This window comes from Mammaliicoccus lentus, assembly GCF_002902755.1.
GTDB classification, from domain to species: domain Bacteria; phylum Bacillota; class Bacilli; order Staphylococcales; family Staphylococcaceae; genus Mammaliicoccus; species Mammaliicoccus lentus.
Map to the genome: position 1 here is coordinate 36332 of NZ_PPRS01000004.1, position 18843 is coordinate 55174.

At 34.5% G+C, this 18843-nt stretch carries 20 protein-coding genes; 11 read left to right on the forward strand and 9 right to left on the reverse strand.

Features of this window, described 5'->3' with window-relative positions:
• Positions 1–95 precede the first annotated feature (95 nt).
• Positions 96–1286, forward strand: coding sequence for an elongation factor Tu (tuf, locus tag CD135_RS01640; RefSeq protein WP_103268667.1), 1191 nt, complete (start codon positions 96–98; stop codon positions 1284–1286).
• A gap of 129 nt (positions 1287–1415) precedes the next feature.
• Here tuf and CD135_RS01645 read toward each other — a convergent pair whose 3' ends face one another.
• The 3 genes from CD135_RS01645 to CD135_RS01655 are packed head-to-tail and all read right to left on the reverse strand — an operon-like array spanning position 1416 to position 4947.
• Complete coding sequence (locus tag CD135_RS01645; protein ID WP_064204242.1) at positions 1416–2591, reverse strand: M20 metallopeptidase family protein; 1176 nt, start codon at positions 2589–2591, stop codon at positions 1416–1418.
• Entirely contained in the window at positions 2575–3774 is a 1200-nt protein-coding gene (locus CD135_RS01650; protein ID WP_103268668.1) for an amidohydrolase, read from the reverse strand. The genes CD135_RS01645 and CD135_RS01650 overlap by 17 nt, the downstream gene beginning before the upstream one ends.
• A gap of 3 nt (positions 3775–3777) precedes the next feature.
• Entirely contained in the window at positions 3778–4947 is a 1170-nt protein-coding gene (locus CD135_RS01655; protein ID WP_103268669.1) for an amidohydrolase, read from the reverse strand.
• Positions 4948–5100: 153 nt separating this feature from the next.
• Here CD135_RS01655 and CD135_RS01660 point away from each other — a divergent pair, with 153 nt between their 5' ends.
• From CD135_RS01660 to CD135_RS01675, 4 genes are all read left to right on the forward strand, one after another.
• Positions 5101–6288, forward strand: a complete 1188-nt coding sequence (locus CD135_RS01660; RefSeq protein ID WP_016999431.1) for a glycine C-acetyltransferase — start codon at positions 5101–5103, stop codon at positions 6286–6288.
• Between the two features lie 216 nt (positions 6289–6504).
• The gene (locus CD135_RS01665; RefSeq protein WP_103268670.1) at positions 6505–7467 is read left to right on the forward strand and encodes an L-threonine 3-dehydrogenase; all 963 of its coding nucleotides are present in this window, start codon (positions 6505–6507) and stop codon (positions 7465–7467) included.
• A 106-nt stretch (positions 7468–7573) separates the two neighbouring features.
• Positions 7574–8668, forward strand: a complete 1095-nt coding sequence (locus tag CD135_RS01670) for a branched-chain amino acid aminotransferase (protein ID WP_103268671.1) — start codon at positions 7574–7576, stop codon at positions 8666–8668.
• 70 nt (positions 8669–8738) lie between these two features.
• Positions 8739–9452, forward strand: a complete 714-nt coding sequence (locus tag CD135_RS01675) for an HAD family hydrolase (RefSeq protein WP_103268672.1) — start codon at positions 8739–8741, stop codon at positions 9450–9452.
• Positions 9453–9579: 127 nt separating this feature from the next.
• Here CD135_RS01675 and CD135_RS01680 read toward each other — a convergent pair whose 3' ends face one another.
• Together CD135_RS01680 and CD135_RS01685 are read right to left on the reverse strand one after the other, a co-directional pair.
• A complete protein-coding gene (locus CD135_RS01680; protein ID WP_103268673.1) occupies positions 9580–10248 on the reverse strand; it encodes a deoxynucleoside kinase in 669 nt (222 codons plus the stop codon).
• On the reverse strand, positions 10238–10852 hold the full coding sequence (locus CD135_RS01685) for a deoxynucleoside kinase (protein ID WP_064204238.1): 615 nt from the start codon (positions 10850–10852) through the stop codon (positions 10238–10240). The genes CD135_RS01680 and CD135_RS01685 overlap by 11 nt, the downstream gene beginning before the upstream one ends.
• Positions 10853–10935: 83 nt before the next feature.
• Between CD135_RS01685 and tadA the strand changes: the two genes are divergently transcribed.
• The 3 genes from tadA (at position 10936) to CD135_RS01700 (ending at position 13021) form a co-directional block, all read left to right on the forward strand.
• Positions 10936–11403, forward strand: a complete 468-nt coding sequence (tadA, locus tag CD135_RS01690) for a tRNA adenosine(34) deaminase TadA (protein ID WP_037539269.1) — start codon at positions 10936–10938, stop codon at positions 11401–11403.
• A 59-nt stretch (positions 11404–11462) separates the two neighbouring features.
• The gene (locus CD135_RS01695; RefSeq protein WP_016999438.1) at positions 11463–12329 is read left to right on the forward strand and encodes a Cof-type HAD-IIB family hydrolase; all 867 of its coding nucleotides are present in this window, start codon (positions 11463–11465) and stop codon (positions 12327–12329) included.
• A 107-nt stretch (positions 12330–12436) separates the two neighbouring features.
• Positions 12437–13021, forward strand: a complete 585-nt coding sequence (locus tag CD135_RS01700) for an NADPH-dependent FMN reductase (RefSeq protein WP_064204237.1) — start codon at positions 12437–12439, stop codon at positions 13019–13021.
• 101 nt (positions 13022–13122) lie between these two features.
• On the opposite strand, the gene folE2 is transcribed toward CD135_RS01700, so the two are convergent.
• The 4 genes from folE2 to CD135_RS01720 all read right to left on the reverse strand — a co-directional run bounded on the left by folE2 (position 13123) and on the right by CD135_RS01720 (position 15756).
• Entirely contained in the window at positions 13123–14001 is an 879-nt protein-coding gene (folE2, locus tag CD135_RS01705) for a GTP cyclohydrolase FolE2 (RefSeq protein ID WP_016999440.1), read from the reverse strand.
• Positions 14002–14020: 19 nt separating this feature from the next.
• Positions 14021–14689: a bacillithiol biosynthesis deacetylase BshB2 gene (gene bshB2 / locus CD135_RS01710; RefSeq protein WP_064211524.1), complete on the reverse strand. Its 669-nt coding sequence runs from the start codon at positions 14687–14689 to the stop codon at positions 14021–14023.
• A gap of 12 nt (positions 14690–14701) precedes the next feature.
• The gene (locus CD135_RS01715; RefSeq protein WP_016999441.1) at positions 14702–15061 is read right to left on the reverse strand and encodes a YojF family protein; all 360 of its coding nucleotides are present in this window, start codon (positions 15059–15061) and stop codon (positions 14702–14704) included.
• A 77-nt stretch (positions 15062–15138) separates the two neighbouring features.
• Complete coding sequence (locus tag CD135_RS01720) at positions 15139–15756, reverse strand: MurR/RpiR family transcriptional regulator (RefSeq protein WP_239705333.1); 618 nt, start codon at positions 15754–15756, stop codon at positions 15139–15141.
• A gap of 120 nt (positions 15757–15876) precedes the next feature.
• On the opposite strand from CD135_RS01720, the gene CD135_RS01725 reads away from it, so the two are divergent.
• Genes CD135_RS01725 through nagB form a run of 3 tightly spaced genes read left to right on the forward strand, consistent with a single transcriptional unit; the run spans position 15877 to position 18832 of the window.
• Positions 15877–17412 carry a PTS transporter subunit EIIC gene (locus tag CD135_RS01725; RefSeq protein ID WP_103268674.1) on the forward strand — a complete coding sequence of 512 codons (1536 nt, stop codon included), beginning with the start codon at positions 15877–15879 and terminating at the stop codon, positions 17410–17412.
• A gap of 14 nt (positions 17413–17426) precedes the next feature.
• Positions 17427–18095: an N-acetylmannosamine-6-phosphate 2-epimerase gene (locus CD135_RS01730; protein WP_064211522.1), complete on the forward strand. Its 669-nt coding sequence runs from the start codon at positions 17427–17429 to the stop codon at positions 18093–18095.
• Positions 18096–18097: 2 nt separating this feature from the next.
• Positions 18098–18832 carry a glucosamine-6-phosphate deaminase gene (nagB, locus tag CD135_RS01735; RefSeq protein WP_016999445.1) on the forward strand — a complete coding sequence of 245 codons (735 nt, stop codon included), beginning with the start codon at positions 18098–18100 and terminating at the stop codon, positions 18830–18832.
• The last annotated feature ends 11 nt before the right edge of the window (positions 18833–18843 follow it).

Genomic DNA, 18843 nt, shown 5'->3' on the forward strand with positions numbered 1-18843 from the left:
TAAATTAACTATAGGTTATCCTCATGATGGTGAGTAACCATCATGAGGCTTAATAAAAAAATATAATTTTTAATATGAATAGGAGAGATTTCATAATGGCTAAAGAAAAATTTGATCGCTCAAAAACACATGCCAATATTGGTACTATCGGTCACGTTGACCATGGTAAAACTACTTTAACAGCTGCTATTGCAACTGTATTAGCAAAACGTTCTGGTGACGGAGAAGCTCGTTCATACGCTCAAATCGACAACGCTCCAGAAGAAAAAGAACGTGGTATTACAATTAATACTTCACACATCGAATATGAAACAGCTACTCGTCACTATGCGCACGTTGACTGCCCAGGACACGCTGACTATGTTAAAAACATGATCACTGGTGCTGCTCAAATGGACGGCGGTATCTTAGTAGTATCTGCTGCTGACGGCCCAATGCCTCAAACTCGTGAGCACATTCTTTTATCACGTAACGTAGGTGTTCCTGCATTAGTAGTATTCTTAAACAAAGTTGACATGGTTGACGACGAAGAATTATTAGAATTAGTTGAAATGGAAGTTCGTGACTTATTAACAGAATATGACTTCCCTGGCGATGACACTCCAGTAATTGCTGGTTCAGCATTAAAAGCTTTAGAAGGCGACGAAGCTTACGAAGAAAAAATTGTTGAATTAATGGAAGCTGTAGATACTTTCATTCCAACTCCAGAACGTGATTCTGACAAACCATTCATGATGCCAGTTGAGGACGTATTCTCAATAACTGGTCGTGGTACTGTTGCTACAGGCCGTGTTGAACGTGGTCAAATCAAAGTTGGTGAAGAAATCGAAATTATCGGTTTAACTGAAGAATCATCTAAAACAACTGTAACTGGTGTTGAGATGTTCCGTAAATTATTAGACTTCGCTGAAGCTGGAGATAACATCGGTGCATTATTACGTGGTGTTGCTCGTGAAGACGTTAACCGTGGTCAAGTATTAGCTAAACCAGGTTCAATCACACCTCACACTAAATTCAAAGCTGAAGTTTATGTATTATCAAAAGATGAAGGTGGACGTCATACTCCATTCTTCGCTAACTACCGTCCACAATTCTATTTCCGTACTACTGACGTAACTGGTGTTGTAAACTTACCAGAAGGTACTGAAATGGTTATGCCTGGCGACAACGTTGAAATAGACGTTGAATTAATTTCACCTATCGCTATTGAAGACGGTACTCGTTTCTCAATCCGTGAAGGTGGACGTACAGTTGGATCAGGTGTTGTTACTGTAATCGAAGCTTAATTCGATTTCGTACACACTTAACCAAACGTATAATATCTAGCATATTTTACTAGATTTAAATAGAGCAGGGGAAATTCTTATTAACTTAAGAATTTCCCCTGTTTTTTTATGTTCATTAATATATAGAATTTATTTTTCTAATTCTTCACTATGTTCAATAATGGATAGGAAGAGTTTAACGCTATTTTGTAATGATTGTTCATCTAAATCGAATTTAGGGTGATGATGAGGGTAAGTTGCTTTTAATGCTTCATTGCCTACACCTGTAAAGAAATAAGTTCCTGGTACATGCTGTAAGAAGTAACCAACATCTTCTCCACCGAGTGAAGGCGGAAAATCAAAAGCTTCTTCGATAGTATCAATATTACTTGCTAGATTTTTAGCCCATTTTGTTTCCTTTTCATGGTTTACTACTGGTGGATATCCGTCTGTATAGTCTAAGTGACATTTCACACCATAACTTGATTCTATACCGTTTAAAATCCCATTTAAACGATCTTTGATTTGTTCTTTAACGCTAGGTAAATAACTTCTTATTGTTCCTGTTAATTTTACTTTGTCCGCTATAACATTAAAGGCGTTACCACCTTTAAATGTTCCAAATGTGACAACTGCTGACTCAAGTGGGTCAATAGTTCTTGATACAATACTTTGCGCCTGAACAATTAATGATGAAGCTGCGACAATTGGGTCTTTTGCGAATTGAGGCATTGCGCCATGCCCACCAAGCCCTTGGATTTCAATTTCAAATGAATCTGCAGCTGCATAAGCAGGTCCAGCACAAAATCCGACTTTATTTGCGTCTATATGGCTCGCTGTATGGGTACCGAATACATAATCAACACCATCTAATGCACCAGCTTCTATCATAGCTCTAGCGCCACCTGGAAGGACTTCTTCAGCATGTTGATGAATAAGTACGACATTACCATGGATAGCATCTGAATGTTCTTTTAATATTTTAGCTGTTATTAATAAGCTTGCTGTATGAGCGTCATGTCCACAAGCATGCATAACGCCCTCTACTGTAGACTTATAAGGCACTTCCTTTTCATCGTTGATAGGCAAAGCATCAAAGTCTGCTCTTAAAGCAATAGTAGGACCTTCTTTCCCGCCTTTAATATAGCCTAAAAGTCCGTTACCCCCGACATCTTTTTTTACTTCAATACCTAAATTTTCAAGATAATCTGCGATATACTTTTTAGTATTTTCTTCTTGAAAAGATAATTCAGGATGTTGATGTAAATGCCTTCTAATTTCGATTAATTCATCCATATGCTTTTCAACTTCATGCGTTAAGGTCATTTTTATAATCTCCTTCCATAAACTTAAATGTTGTTAATAAAAAGATGCGTACAGCATTGATTAACCCTTTTTCATCGATATCGAATTTTGGATGATGATGGGGAAAATCTGCTTTAAAATGCTCATTTCTAGTTCCAGTATAGAAGAAAGCACCGGGCACTCTTTGTTGGTAATAAGAGAAGTCTTCACCACTTAAACTTGCTTCTAATTCTACCAGTTCATAAACGCTATCAACTTCTTGAGTGGCTTCAAGAATGAGGTCAGTCTCACGTTCTGTATTAATGACAGGAGGATAACCTTTACTATATTTTAAATCGTAAGTAACATCTGTTGAAGTTGTTAAGCCTTCAAGTACTTTTTTGAAACCTTCTACAACGCTTGCTTGAATCTCTGAATCAAATGTTCTTATCGTCCCGCCAATTTTACATGTATCTGGTATAACGTTATTTGTTTCACCAGCATTAAACATTGTGATAGAAAGAACGGCAGGTGATAAAGCACTTGTTTTACGTGAAACAATATATTGTAAGTCATTACATAGTTGAATTCCGGCTGCTAATGGATCTATTAATTGGTCGGGATGAGCTGCGTGACCACCTCGACCTTTTAACGTAATCCAGAAGTCATCTGGAATGCCTGTTGTTGTTCCGTATTTATAACCGACTTTACCAACATCTATAGTACTTGATACATGTTGGCCAATGATAGCGTCCACACCTGTTAGGCATCCGTCTGCAATCATTTGTATCGCGCCGCCAGGGTCTACTTCTTCAGCATGTTGGTGAATAAAAACAACACGACCATTAATATCATCACGATGTTCAGATAAAATTTTTGCAGTCATGAGTAAGACAGCAGTATGCGCATCATGTCCACAAGCATGCATGACGCCATCTACAGTAGATTTATAAGGTACTTCTTTTTCGTCTTGTATAGGTAATGCATCAAAATCAGCTCTAATTGCTAGGGTAGGGCCTGGTTTATCTTTGTTTAATGTTCCAACTACACCTCTGCCACCAACACCTTCTCTAACATCTATGTCTAGATTACGAAGGTAATTTGCAATATAGGCTGGAGTTTGTACTTCTTCAAATGAAAGTTCAGGATTCATATGTAAATGCCTTCTGATTTCTATCATCTCATCATAATAATCTTCAACTTTTTGAAATAAAATATCTTTCATTTTTTATATTACTCCTTCAACTTCAAGAATTTTTAAAAACATTTCTGTTGTCGTTTTCATTGCATCTTCATCTAAATCAAACATTGGGTGATGGTGAGGGGCTGTTGAAGATTTTTCTTCATTACCACTACCAGTTAGGAAGAAGCATCCTGGACGCTCTAAAAGATAGTAAGAAAAGTCTTCACCAATCATCATTGGTTCGATATCTTCATAAGCAAGATCTAAATCTGTAGCTGCTTTTTTAACAACATTGTATTGTTCATCATGATTAATGACGGTAGGATAGCCTCTTCTATAATCGAAATCGTAACTTGCGTTATTTGCGATACAGATACCCTTTAAAAGGCGTTCTAGTTCTTCTTCGATTAAATCCTTCACTTTGGGATTAAACGTTCTGACAGTGCCTTCAATAGTCGCTGTGTCGCTAATAACATTAAAGGTGTTACCTGCGTCAATTTTTCCTACAGTAATAACACCTTGGTCGATAGGATCTAAATTTCTTGAAATGATTTTTTGTAAACTAGAAATATACTCTGAAACAATGACTATAGGATCAATGGAAGTGTGTGGTTTAGCACCATGACCACCTTTACCTTGAATTGTGATTTTGAAATAATCAGGAGAAGCCATCATTGCACTACTCTTAGTTTTAATTTCTGATGTTGAATGTCCACTCCAAAAGTGATTGCCGTATATTTTATCTACGCCATCTAAAGCACCATCATCAACCATTGGTTTAGCGCCACCTGGACTTAATTCTTCCGCGTATTGGAATATAAAAACGACATTACCTTTCAATTGTGATTGATGTTCATGTAGTAATTCACATAAAGTGAGTAGTGTAGCTGTATGCCCGTCGTGTCCACAAGCATGCATCACACCATCTACAGTAGATTTGTATGGAACGTCTTTTTCATCTTGAATAGGCAATGCATCAAAATCAGCACGAAATGCAATAGTCTGACCTGGCTCATTTCCTTTAAGTTTTGCTACTATACCATTTTGACCAACACGTTCTCTTATTTGTAACTTATCTAACTTTTTGAGTTCAGATAAAATAAAATCATGAGTTTTATCCTCATGATATGATAATTCTGGATTCATATGCATATATCGTCTTATTTCTACGAGACGATCAAATTTTTCTTCGATTTCTTTTTTCCAATTGACCATTGCTAAACCTTCTTTCAATTCTTTCGAAATATAATACGACTATTGTAGCAAAATTTATAGAAAATTTAAACAATTCAATTTACTATGATAACGCTTAATTCTTTGATTTTAGTATGTTATGATAAATAAAAAGTGCTAAAGGAGAAAGTGCAAATGGTACAAACATTAGAAACATTTTTAACAACAAATTTAAATGAATTGAAGGATAATGGTTTGTATAATGAAATTGATATTGTTGAAGGCGCAAATGGTGCTGAAATTAATATTGGTGGAAAATCATATATCAATTTATCTTCAAACAATTACCTTGGATTAGCAACAGACGAAGATTTGAAAAAAGCTGCTAAAGACGCAATCGATACTCATGGTGTTGGCGCTGGTGCAGTACGTACTATTAATGGGACACTAGATTTGCATAGAGAATTAGAAGAGACTTTAGCTCAATTTAAAGGGACTGAAAGTGCAATTGCTTATCAATCTGGATTCAACTGTAACATGGCAGCAATTTCAGCAGTTATGAATAAGAATGATGCAATTCTTTCTGATGAATTAAACCATGCTTCTATTATAGATGGTTGTCGTTTATCTAAAGCGAAAATCATTCGAGTGAATCATTCTGATATGGAAGATTTAAGAGCAAAAGCAAAAGAAGCAGTAGAGTCAGGTCAATATAACAAAGTAATGTATATTACTGACGGCGTATTCTCTATGGATGGTGATGTAGCTAAATTACCAGAAATCGTAGAAATCGCTGAAGAATTTGGCTTAATCACTTATGTTGATGACGCTCACGGCTCAGGTGTTATGGGTAAAGGAGCAGGCACAGTAAAACATTTCGGTTTACAAGATAAAATAGATTTCCAAATTGGAACGTTATCTAAAGCAATAGGTGTAGTAGGTGGATACGTAGCAGGTACGAAAGATTTAATAGATTGGTTAAAAGTTGCTTCAAGACCTTTCTTATTCTCAACTTCTTTAGCACCTGGAGATACTAAAGCAATTACTGAATCAGTTAAAAAATTAATGGCTTCAACTGAATTACACGATAAATTATGGGATAATGCGAACTACTTAAAAGAAGGCTTAAAAGCTAAAGGGTTCGATATTGGACATTCAGAAACACCAATTACACCAGTAATTATTGGTGAAGAGAAAAAGGCTCAAACATTTAGTAAACGACTAATGGACGAAGGTGTATATGCAAAAGCTATAGTATTCCCGACTGTGCCTAGAGGTACAGGTCGTGTAAGAAATATGCCAACTGCAGCACATACGAAAGAACAATTAGATCAAGCAATTGAAACTTACGAAAAAATTGGTAAAGAACTTGGATTGCTGTAAATAATGTGAAGTGACAGGCTGAGACATAAATAAATGTCTCAGCCTTATTTATGATATACTCCCTGTTTTTATGTAATAAGTGCCCTTTTTATTATAGAAATGTGTTTCTCAAGTATACAAATCGGCTTAAATAAGTTAAAATAACTATAAAGAAAGCGTTTTTGTACGTTCTAAAAAGACAATTGAACATTTCAATAGTACAGGAGGATTTTTATTATGAAAAAAGTCATCATAACTGGTGCACTAGGTCAAATCGGGACAGAATTAGTAATAAAATTAAGAGAAAAATTTGGTAACGATCAAGTTCTAGCTACAGATATAAAAAGACCAGAAAGTGACAGCGTTATATTAAATGGACCATTCGAAATACTAGATGTAACGGATAAAGACAGATTGTTTGAGCTAGTTGAAACATTTAAAGCAGATACAATTATGCATATGGCTGCTTTATTATCTGCAACTGCTGAAAAAAATCCTTTATTTGCATGGAATTTAAATATGGGTGGGCTTGTAAATGCTTTAGAAGCGGCAAGAGAATACAACATGCAATTCTTTACACCAAGTTCTATAGGCGCTTTCGGGCCTAATACACCAAAAGATATGACGCCACAAGAAACGATACAAAGACCGACTTCAATGTATGGCGTGAATAAAGTAGCAGGAGAATTGTTATGTGACTACTATTATACGAAATTTGGCGTAGATACAAGAAGTGTACGTTTCCCTGGGTTAATTTCTTATGTAAAAGAACCGGGCGGAGGCACAACAGATTACGCTGTGGAAATATACTTTAAAGCGATACGAGAAGGTAAATACAATAGTTATATCGCTAAAGGGACATATATGGATATGATGTTTATGGATGATGCTATTAATGCGATTATTCAATTGATGGAAGCAGACGGGGAAAAATTGGTTCATCGTAACGCATATAACGTAAGTGCTATGAGCGTAGAACCAGAAACAGTTAAAGCTTCAATACAAAAAATATTGCCTGAATTTGAGCTTAGTTATGATGTTGATCCTGACCGTCAAGCAATTGCAGATACTTGGCCAAATTCAATCGATACAAGTTGTGCTAAGGAAGAATGGGGATTCAATCCACAATATGATTTAGATAGCATGACAAAACTAATGTTGAAAGCAATTAAAGAAAAAGACCAATTAGCAAAAAGTTAAATATATTATGAGTATTTTTTAAATTTTCTAAAAACTTATTGAATAACCCCTCTATGACTGATATACTTGATAACATTAATTATTAATTAGCCTAGGAGGAATCATTATGTCAGAACCATTTTACGTAGAACAGCGTGAGCAGCTGAAAGAAAAACCGGATTTCCAAAAGTTAGCGTTCGGCGAAATCTTTACAGATTATATGCTATCTATGTCTTATAAACAAGGTGAAGGCTGGTCAGAGCCTAAAATTATTCCATATGGGCCAATTACTTTATCGCCAAGTGCACAAGGGCTTCATTATGGTCAAACAGTATTTGAAGGCATGAAAGCATATAAAGATGGAGATGAAGTAACGTTATTCAGACCTGACCAAAATTTCAAAAGAATCAATTTATCGTTAAAACGTTTGGAAATGCCACAAATCGACGAAGACAAAGTATTAGAAGGTTTATTACAGCTAATTGATATAGAACGTGATTGGGTGCCTAATGGTGAAGGCCAATCTTTATATGTGAGACCATTTGTATATGCAACTGAACCATACTTAGGTGTACGTTCGTCAACAGATTATGAATTTCTAGTGATTCTTTCTCCTGTAGGTGCATATTATGGTGATGAACAATTAAAACCAACAAGTATATATGTCGAAGATGAGTTTGTTCGTGCTGTTAGAGGTGGAGTAGGTTTTGCTAAATGTGGTGGAAACTATGCTGCTAGTTTAATTGCACAAACACGTGCTAATGAATTGGGCTTTGATCAAGTTCTTTGGTTAGACGGCGTAGAACAAAAATATATCGAAGAAGTAGGTAGTATGAATATCTTCTTTGTAATCGATGGTAAAGTAGTAACACCTGAATTAAACGGTAGTATTTTACCAGGTATTACAAGAAAAACTGTGCTCGAGTTAGCCCAAGAATTGGGTTATGAAACTGAAGAAAAACGAATTTCAATCGATGAAGTAGTCAATGCACATCATGATGGTCGTTTAACAGAAATATTCGGCACAGGAACTGCAGCTGTTATTTCACCAGTTGGCTTCTTAAAATATGATGAAGTTGAAATTACAATTAATGATAATAAGACGGGTCCTATCACAAATCATTTATTTGATGAGTACACAGCAATCCAAACAGGTAAGAAAGAAGATAAACATGGTTGGAGAGTAGTAGTAGGACAAGAAAGCCGTATTGAGACAGTATAAAGATATTTAAAATAAATCAGGCTGAGACATCTATTTGTCCCAGCCTGATTTTTTAAAGGAGAATACATATATGATTAATTGGCTATTATTTGATAAAGACGGAACATTACTAAAGTTTGATGAAACATGGTCTGAAATCTCTCTTGTGATGATCAATAAATTTATAGAACAATATCAAGTTGAAGAAGAACAATCATTACAAGAAGAATTAGGATATGTAGACGGGAAATTTTTAGCAAGTGGTATTTTAGCTTCAGGAACATTATCTGATATCGTAAAAAAATTTCAAAAATACGCTAATCACGAAAATAATAAAGAAGTAGAAGACTGGACAGTACAATTAAGCAAAGATTTAATTGCAGAATATAATCCAGAAACGGTCGTAATAGACGACATGCAAAATACATTAAAACATTTCAAAGATAAAGGATATCAAATAGCGATTATAACGAGCGACGATCAAGACGGAACAAAACGCTTTATCAAAGATGCAGGCGTCAGTCATTTAATAGACGATACAATTACCGCTACTATTAACGGTTATCAAAAGCCAGACCCTAAAATGGTAGAAGACTTTTATGCAAAATGGAACGTTGTACCAGAAGAAATAGCAATAATAGGGGACACCCCAACAGATATACAAATGGGACGAAATTCACATTTCGGTGTAGTAGTCGGTGTACTAAGCGGTACTGGCGAAAAATCAGACTTGGAAGAAGCGGATTATATATACAAAGACATAAATGAATTTCATGAAAAAGAAGCAGAATGGAATGGTAGATGATTGGAGCCTTACCTCAGTCAAGTATACATTTTCAAAATCAAAGACAACAAAAAAACCAACCTGAAAGATAATTCTAACGGGTTGGGATGTTTATTTTAGGAAAAGATTTATCCTACCTATATATTTCCTACTTCACTCTTGTATCGATAGCGCGATGTGTTTCAATGACGTGTGCTACTTTGTCGATGATTTTGTTGATTGATTCTGGGTCTTCGTATAAGTCATAATCATTTATATTTACACGAACAACTGGACACTCTGTAAAGTTGTTAATCCAATTATCATAGCGTGCGAAAAGTTTTTTCCAATATTGTTCGTCTGTTTCGATTTCCATTTGTCGTCCTCTATTTTTGATGCGTTGTATAACATCTTCATAGTCGCATTCTAAATAAATTAATGCATCTGGTTTAGGGAAGTATGGGGTCATAACCATTGCTTCAAATAGTTCTCTATAAGTTGCGTAGTCTTCTTGTGTCATTGTTCCTTGTTCTTCATGCATTTTTGCGAAAATATCAACGTCTTCGTAAATGGAACGGTCTTGTATAAAGCCACCGCCATATTCGAACATTCTTTTTTGTTCTTTAAAGCGTTCTGCTAAAAAGTATATTTGAAGGTGGAAGCTCCAACGTTCAAAGTCGTGATAGAATTTTTCTAAATATGGGTTGTTATCTACTTTTTCAAAAGATGTTTTAAAGTTTAAGCGCTCACTTAGAGCTGTTGTTAATGATGACTTTCCTACCCCAACAGTACCAGCAATCGTTATAATCGCATTACTGGGAATGACTTTATTGGTCATGTTTAATCTCTCCAATCAATGGTTGTAATAAATGTAAAACGTGTTGATAATCTGAGGTGTTATGAACGAAATCTAAATTTGAAGTATCTATTTGTATTGCATCGATTTCATTTTTTACTTCTTTATAAAACTGATTATAGTCGTGTTTTAATTGTGCTAAGTAGTCGTCTTCTATTTGAGCCTCATAGGATCTATTCCTATTGGCAATGCGTTCTTGAAGAACATCTAAGGAAGCATCGAGGAAGATTATTTGATCTGGCATGCGAATATCTTCAGTTAAGATATCGTAGATTCTACTGAATTTATCATATTCAAAATCGTTTAAAGTGTTTTTAGCGAAAATTTTATTTTTAAATATGTGATAATCACTTACGATGCCTTGCACATTTTGTAAATCTGTTAATTGTTTATAGCGATGACATAAGAAGAACATTTCAGTTTGAAAACTCCATTTTGAAATGTCATCATAAAAATCACTTAGAAATGGATTTTCATCTACAATTTCAAATTCTTCTTTATAATTCAAAGCTTTAGCAAGCTTTTTAGTTAAAGAACTTTTCCCGACTCCTATAGGTCCTTCAATTGCAATAAAGGTTTTTTTCATATTTATCTCTCCAGGTGTTAAAATAGACATACCTATTCTATCACAAATTAAACGGAGTGAAATAAAACGTGCATGAAAATTATATGAAACTTGCTATTGAAGAAGCGAAAAAAGCATGGAAAATGGACGAAGTACCAATTGGTGCAATTGTTGTGTATAAAGGAGAAGTAATTGGACGAGGGCATAATTTAAGAGAAAATGAACAAAGTCCTTCTGCACATGCTGAGATGTTGGCAATACAAGAAGCATCTGAATATTTAAATTCATGGCGTTTAGAAGATACTACTTTATATGTAACGTTAGAACCTTGTGTTATGTGCTCGGGCGCTATAGTAATGAGTAGAATACCTCATGTTGTATACGGCGCAAGTGATCCTAAAGGTGGATGTAGTGGTAGTTTAATGAATTTAATAGAAGATACAAGGTTTAATCATCGTTCTACAGTAGAAAGAGGAATATTAGCAGAAGAGTGTGGAGAGATGCTTCGTACGTTTTTTAAAGAAAAAAGAGCGAAAAAGAAGCAAAACAAAGAGAAGAGTTCAGATTCATAGAGTTTATACAGATAATTTGTTAGAATTTATGTTGAATATAAAGAAAAGAGGTCTCTCTAATGATAAAGTTAATCGCAACAGATATGGATGGTACTTTACTAAATGCAGCACACGAAATTTCTAATGAGAACTATGAAGCAATAAAATATGCCCAATCTAAGGGTATTACGGTAGTTATTGCTACGGGAAGAGCTTTTTATGAAGCGAATGGTCCAATTGCACCAACAGATTTGACTTTACCTTATATTTGTTTAAACGGGGCTGAATTAAGGGATGAAGAATTTAACATTATTCATACATCTAAATTAACACGTCCATTAATTGATAAAATTACAGGTGTCTTAAATAGTGAAGATATTTATTACCAAGTGTATACGAACTTTGGTATTTATACAGAAGACCCAGAGAAAGACTTAGAAATCTATGTGGATATAGCAGAAAAAGCTGGCCAAAAAGCGGATGTTAAGAAAATTAGAGCTAATATACAAAATCGTATAGATAATGGGACTTTGAAACAAGTTGATAGCTATGACGAAATTAGTAAACGTCCAGGCGAAATTATTTTGAAAATCTTAGCATTTGCGAGTGATTTAGAAAAAATCGATAGAGCTAAAGCAGAAATTTCTGAGTCTCAAAGTTTAGCTGTATCTTCTTCTTCAAGAGGGAATATAGAAATTACACATTCTGATGCACAAAAGGGAATCGCATTAGAAGCAATCGCTGAACAACTCAAAATACCAATGTCAGATGTTATGGCGATAGGTGATAATTTAAATGACATTTCTATGTTAGAAAAAGCAGGATACGCAGTTGCAATGGAAAATGGTGCACCTGAAGTTAAAGAAATGGCGGATTATATAACAGATACAAACGAAAATAGTGGTGTTGGTAAAGCCATCATACAAGCTTTGAAAAGCGAAGAGTAATTGTTAATAGTCCATTAGACTGATTTTTAACTGAGTATAAACTCTTAGTTATTCAGTATGTTATACTGTGAGGTATAATAAATATCATAGATTTTGAGGTGACAACAGTGAAAGTATTACTTATTGTAGGTAGCGCTAAACAATACTCTCATACACATGCACTGGCGCAATTTGTTCGCGGTAACTTAGAAGAACAAGAAGCAGAGGTAACATTGTTTGATTTATATGATAAGCCAGTCCCGTTCTTAGATGTATCTGGCCGACACTTAAATGATGAACGTATTAAAGCAAATGTTAATGAATTACGAGAACTAGCTGAAGAAGCAGATGCTATTATAATTGGTACACCAAATTATCACGGTTCATATTCAGGCGTAGTAAAAAATGCATTAGACCATTTAACGATGGACGAATTCAAAATGAAACCAGTTGGATTAATTTGCAATAGTGGTGGCATGCGTAGTACGGAACCATTATCACACTTAAGAATTATCATGAGAAACTTGTTAGGAATTGCTGTACCTGTCCAAATCTCTACACAAGATGCAGATTACGGAAAAACAGAAGACGGCACTTACTATGTGGATGTAGATGATATTAAATTACGCGTTAAACTATTTACAGAGCAAATCATTAAATTAATTCAGAATAATCCATGGGTTGAAACTGAAGAAGAAGAAGTGAATTTGTAATTAAGGAAAGTAACGAGTGGTTACTAGGGTTAAATAAAAATGAAAAACAGCCAAAATTCTTTTTTAAATAAGAATTTTGGCTGTTTTTTAGTTATATATGATTATTTTGAGTATTTTAATCTTGCGAATGCATCATGTTGATGTATTGATTCTTCATTACGGCATTCTATTTCGAAACCATTAATCCATTCTAATTCGACTAAATCTGCCGCTACTAATCTAATTAAGTCCTCTACGAAGCGAGGATTTTCATATGCACGCTCTGTAACTGCTTTTTCATCTGTACGTTTTAGTATTGGATAAAGCATAGAGCTCGCATTTGCTTCCATACCGTCTAAAATCAATTCTTTATAATTATCCGGTAAATCAGTCTCAGTGTCTAAATCAATTAGGACTGTAATAATACCGCGCTGGTTATGAGCAGAGTATTCACTAATTTCTTTAGAACAAGGACATAGTGTTGTAACCGGTACTTCGATACCTAATGATTTTTTAGTAAGTTTGTCGTCTGATACTGATAAAATGTAACGTATATCAGCGTTTCCAACAGCTTTTTGTTGAGTAATTGGACTGTATCGGTTAAAGAACCATTTAGCTGATACGTCTACAGAAGCTGTATTTTGGAACATTGCACTTTCAAGTGTATTGAGTAATGATTTTAAAGAATCAAAACTTAAAGGCACACCGTTATCGTAATGCTTTTCAACACTTTCGATGATACGGCTCATATTAATACCTTTTTCATCTTGATTTAAACTTGTCGAAAACTCAAAATTACCAATTGATTGAAAACCATCTATTTTAACAGGATAAACTAAATTTTTAATACCAACATGCTCAATTTCGAATAGGAAATCTTTTTTAGAACTTTGTAAATCAGGCATTTTTTCTTTTTCAGTAGGTTTGGTTCCTTTGATTGGATCTACTGAACCAAAATATTTCCATCGCGCTTCACGTGTTGATAAATCGATTTGTTTCATTAACATTGCCTCCAACTATCTATTCAATATGATATGTCCAGAAATGTTCTGACTTCAACCACATATCTTTAGCCGCTTCACTCTCTTGTGTATTTGAAGCGAGGTTTTGTAACATTGGTCCGGTTTGAGATGCATGAGCTTGAAGTACTTTCATTTTACGTTCCTCATAACCAGTTATATCTATATTTACATCGGGCTCTCCGAGATCGCTATACGTGTCATTACTAAATGCTACTAAATGTAATTTAGGACGTTCTGATTTTTCCATACGGCTTACTGTTCTTATCACTGCTTCTGCAGTTGCTTCATGGTCTGGATGTACAGAATAGCCTGGATAGAATGATATTATTAGTGATGGATTTAATTCATCTATTAATGATTTTACCATATTATCTATTTCATCTTTCGGTTCAAATTCAACAGTTTTATCTCTATAACCCATTTTACGTAAATCAGTAATACCAATTGCTTCAGCAGCTGCTTCTAATTCACGTTCTCTAATAAACGGTAAAGACTCTCTTGTTGCAAAAGGAGGGTTGCCGAGATTACGACCCATTTGACCTAAAGTTAAGCATGCATAAGTAACTGGGACACCGCTATCTATAAATTTGCTTAATGTACCCGAAGTTCCAAACGCTTCATCATCTGGATGTGGGAATATAACCAATACTTGTCTTTCTTTATCCATTGTCGTCACCTCTTATTCCTTAAACGGTTTACTACTAATTTCTAAACTAGCAGCAAGTTGCCCTTCATGATTTAATCCCGCTAATAATAATTCTTTATTTTCCGTTACTTCATAATGTGTCAAACCTTGTACATAAACCCAGCCATTATTGTCTAATTTAAGGCCCACACGGAAAGGCTCTTTAACGCCACCTGTTAAATGAGCATGGGTAAATGTAACTTGAATATTTCTTAAAAATGTACCAGCGTTGAACACTTTTTGATCAAAGTGATTCGCATACGCACCATTTGTTGTCTCTACATGAAGATAAACTGGCTTATTTTCATATTCTGATATTAAGGTTTGAACTTGATCTATTTGAATTAATTCCATGCCTTTCACTCCTCATAGTATATACTTTACTATTCTACTAAATTCTCGAGTGAATTTATATACATTCTGCTCACAACTCAGGAATTATTATCCTTTAAAATAACTTCTTTAGTATGGTCGTATTGTGTTAAATGACTTTCGTGTGATAAAAGCATGTAACTGACAACATCTATTAGAAAATGAGCTGAAATTTGAGTGTTAATAAATTGATGGTCATTTATTCTAGTTTGATCTATCGTCATAATCGTTATGTCTGAGAGAGCGGAAAGAGGGCTACCAGCATAGTTAGTAATCGCAATAATTGTGGCACCATGATCTTTAGCGATTTTAACAGCGTTAACCAATTCTTTTGTTTCTCCACTATTAGACAAGGCAATAAATGTATCTCGCTCAGTGAGCAAAGAAGCACCAATTTTTATTTGATGCACATCTGTCGCTGAATTTCCTTTAATACCCATGCGCATTGTTCTGTAATAGAACTCAGTGGCTGTTAAACCCGAGCTACCTAACCCTGCAAATAAGGCATGTTCACTTTCTATTAATACTTCGATCAATTGATTTATTTTTTTATTAGAAATAAATTCACCTGATTTTTGAATGATAGATTGATGATATTCATATATCCGTTGTATGAGAGGTACATTTTGAATATCTGTTCCATTATAAGATTGTTGAATACGATTTTCAAAATTCATGGTTAACACTCCTGTTTTCTATAATATGTGTATTATATTTGAAAAAGTTTTCCAAAACAACGAATGTTATTGACTAATCTTTTCATGGTGTTATATTTAGTTTCAATAGGAGGTGTGCCCATGAGTAAAATTTTTGATAAGGCACAACAATTCGGGAAATCATTTATGTTACCCATCGCTATATTACCAGCAGCAGGTTTGCTTCTGGGTATTGGAGGTGCGTTGAGTAACCCAAATACAATAAAAGCTTATCCAATCTTAGATGTGGATTTATTACAATATATCTTTATATTAATGTCTTCAGCAGGAGATATTGTTTTTGCTAATTTACCAGTAATATTTGCTATAGGTGTAGCGATTGGATTAGCGAGAAGTGATAAAGGTACAGCTGGTCTAGCAGCGATGTTAGGCTTTCTAATTATGAATGCAACTATGAACGCGTTATTGACGATTACTGACAATATTGCATCTCAAGATTCACTTGCTAAAGCAGGGCAAGGGATGATGTTAGGAATTCAAACAGTTGAAACAGGTGTATTTGGTGGTATTATCGTTGGTATTTTGACGTCATTTTTACATAATAAATATAACAAGATTACATTGCCACCATTTTTAGGGTTCTTTGGTGGTTCTAGATTCGTACCTATTATAACCTCTGTAGCTTCTATAGTATTAGGTGTTGTATTGTACTTTGTATGGCCGACCATCCAAGGTTGGATATTTGGTGCAGGTGGACTTGTGAATAAGACAGGTGTTATAGGAACTTTCATTTATGGATTTGTATTACGTATGCTTGGACCATTTGGACTGCATCATATATTCTATTTACCATTCTGGCAAACAGCTTTAGGTGGTACAATGGAAATCAACGGTAAAATTGTTCAAGGAACACAAAATATATTTTTCGCTCAGTTAGGCGATGCTAATTTAACACATTATTATTCGGGCATCTCGCGTTATATGTCTGGTCGATTTATAACAATGATGTTTGGCTTGTTAGGTGCTGCATTAGCTATTTACCATACAGCAAAGCCTGAAAAGAAAAAGGTCGTAGGTGGTTTAATGCTTTCAGCGGGACTTACGTCATTCTTAACAGGTATAACAGAGCCTTTAGAATTCAGTTTCTTATTTATTGCGCCAGTTTTATATGTTATCCATGCTATATTTGATGGATTAGCCTTTATGATGGCTGATATATTTAATATTACAGTTGGACAAACTTTTAGTGGTGGTTTTATTGATTATATACTGTACGGTGTGTTACAAGGTAATAGTAAGACAAATTATTTACTAGTGATTCCAATTGGTATAGTCTGGTTCTTACTGTATTACGTTACATTTAGATTTTTAATTACTAAATTTAACTTTAAGACGCCTGGCCGTGAAGATGAAGCGGCGGTTGAAACTGTTAAAGCAAGTGAACGCGCGCAAACAGTTATTAAAGGTTTGGGTGGCAAGGAAAACATTGATGCTGTAGATTGTTGTGCAACAAGATTGAGAGTGACCGTTAAAGATGGTGAACAGATTGATGAAGATTTGATTAAATCAACTGAATCACGAGGTATTGTTCAAAAAGGTACAGGTGTACAAATTATATATGGTCCTCATGTAACAACAATTAAAAATGAAGTTGAAGAAGCATTAGAAGAAAAATAAGGAGTGCATTTTAAATGTTACCGCAAGGATTAATTGTTTCATGTCAAGCATTACCAGAAGAGCCATTACATTCTTCATTTATTATGAGTAAAATGGCATTAGCCGCATATCAAGGTGGTGCTAAAGGAATTAGAGCAAATACGAAAGAAGACATTATTGCAATAAAACAAGAAGTCGACTTACCAGTCATCGGTATTGTAAAAAGAGATTACGAAGGTTCCAACGTATTTATCACAGCTACTACGAAAGAAGTCGATGAGTTGATTGAAAGTGGATGTGAGGTAATTGCTCTAGATGCGACTAAACAAGAAAGACCAAAAGAATCACTTGAAGAAATTGTTCAGTATATTAGAGATAACGCACCAAATGTAGAAATTATGGCTGATATATCAGATTTAGACGAAGCAATCAATGCTGATAAGCTTGGGTTTGACTATGTTGGTACAACATTAAGAGGTTATACATCATATACTAAAGGTCATGTATTATACGAAAATGACTTTCAATTTTTAAAAGATGTATTAAATAAAGTCGAAGCTAAAGTGATAGCAGAAGGAAACGTTGTAACACCTGAAATGTTGAAGCGTGTAACGGATTTAGGTGTTCATTGCACAGTTGTTGGAGGCGCAATTACAAGACCTTTAGAAATTACAAAACGATTTATTAAAGAAATAGAGGGATAATCATGAAATTTATAAATTTAGGTACTGAAAAAGAAGCTTGTCATTATGTTGCAAATGAGTTATTAAAGCAAATCATAACTGACAATAAGAGTGTGTTAGGTTTAGCTACTGGTGGTACAATGGTCGGCGTATATGAACAATTAGTTAATTTAATTAAAATAAATAAATTGGATTTAAGTAATATTACAACCTTTAATTTAGATGAGTATATAGGAATCGACTCTGATCATCCAGAAAGTTATTACACATATATGCACGATATATTATTTAACCATTTATCTAGTTGGAATGAAGAAAAAATACATTTACCACATGGATCAGCAAATGATTTAAATAGCGAAGTAGAACGCTATGAGAATCTAATAGATAAAGAAGGTCCAATGGACATACAAATATTAGGAATTGGTGAAAATGGTCATATCGGTTTTAATGAGCCAGGAACATCATTTGATAGTTTAACAAGTGTAGTTGATTTAACAGAATCAACAATAGAAGCTAACAGTAGATATTTTGAAACGAAAGAAGAAGTACCTAAACAAGCAATTTCAATGGGTATTCAATCTATTTTAAAAGCTAAACGCATCATATTATTAGCTTTTGGACCAAAAAAAGCAGAAGCGATTCAAAAGTTGTTGTCAGGTGAAATTACGACTGATCTTCCAGCTTCAGCATTGTACAATCACCCGAATGTAGAAATTATTGTAGATAATAGTGCTTATAGTAATAAAGAATCTTAAAGTACATATGT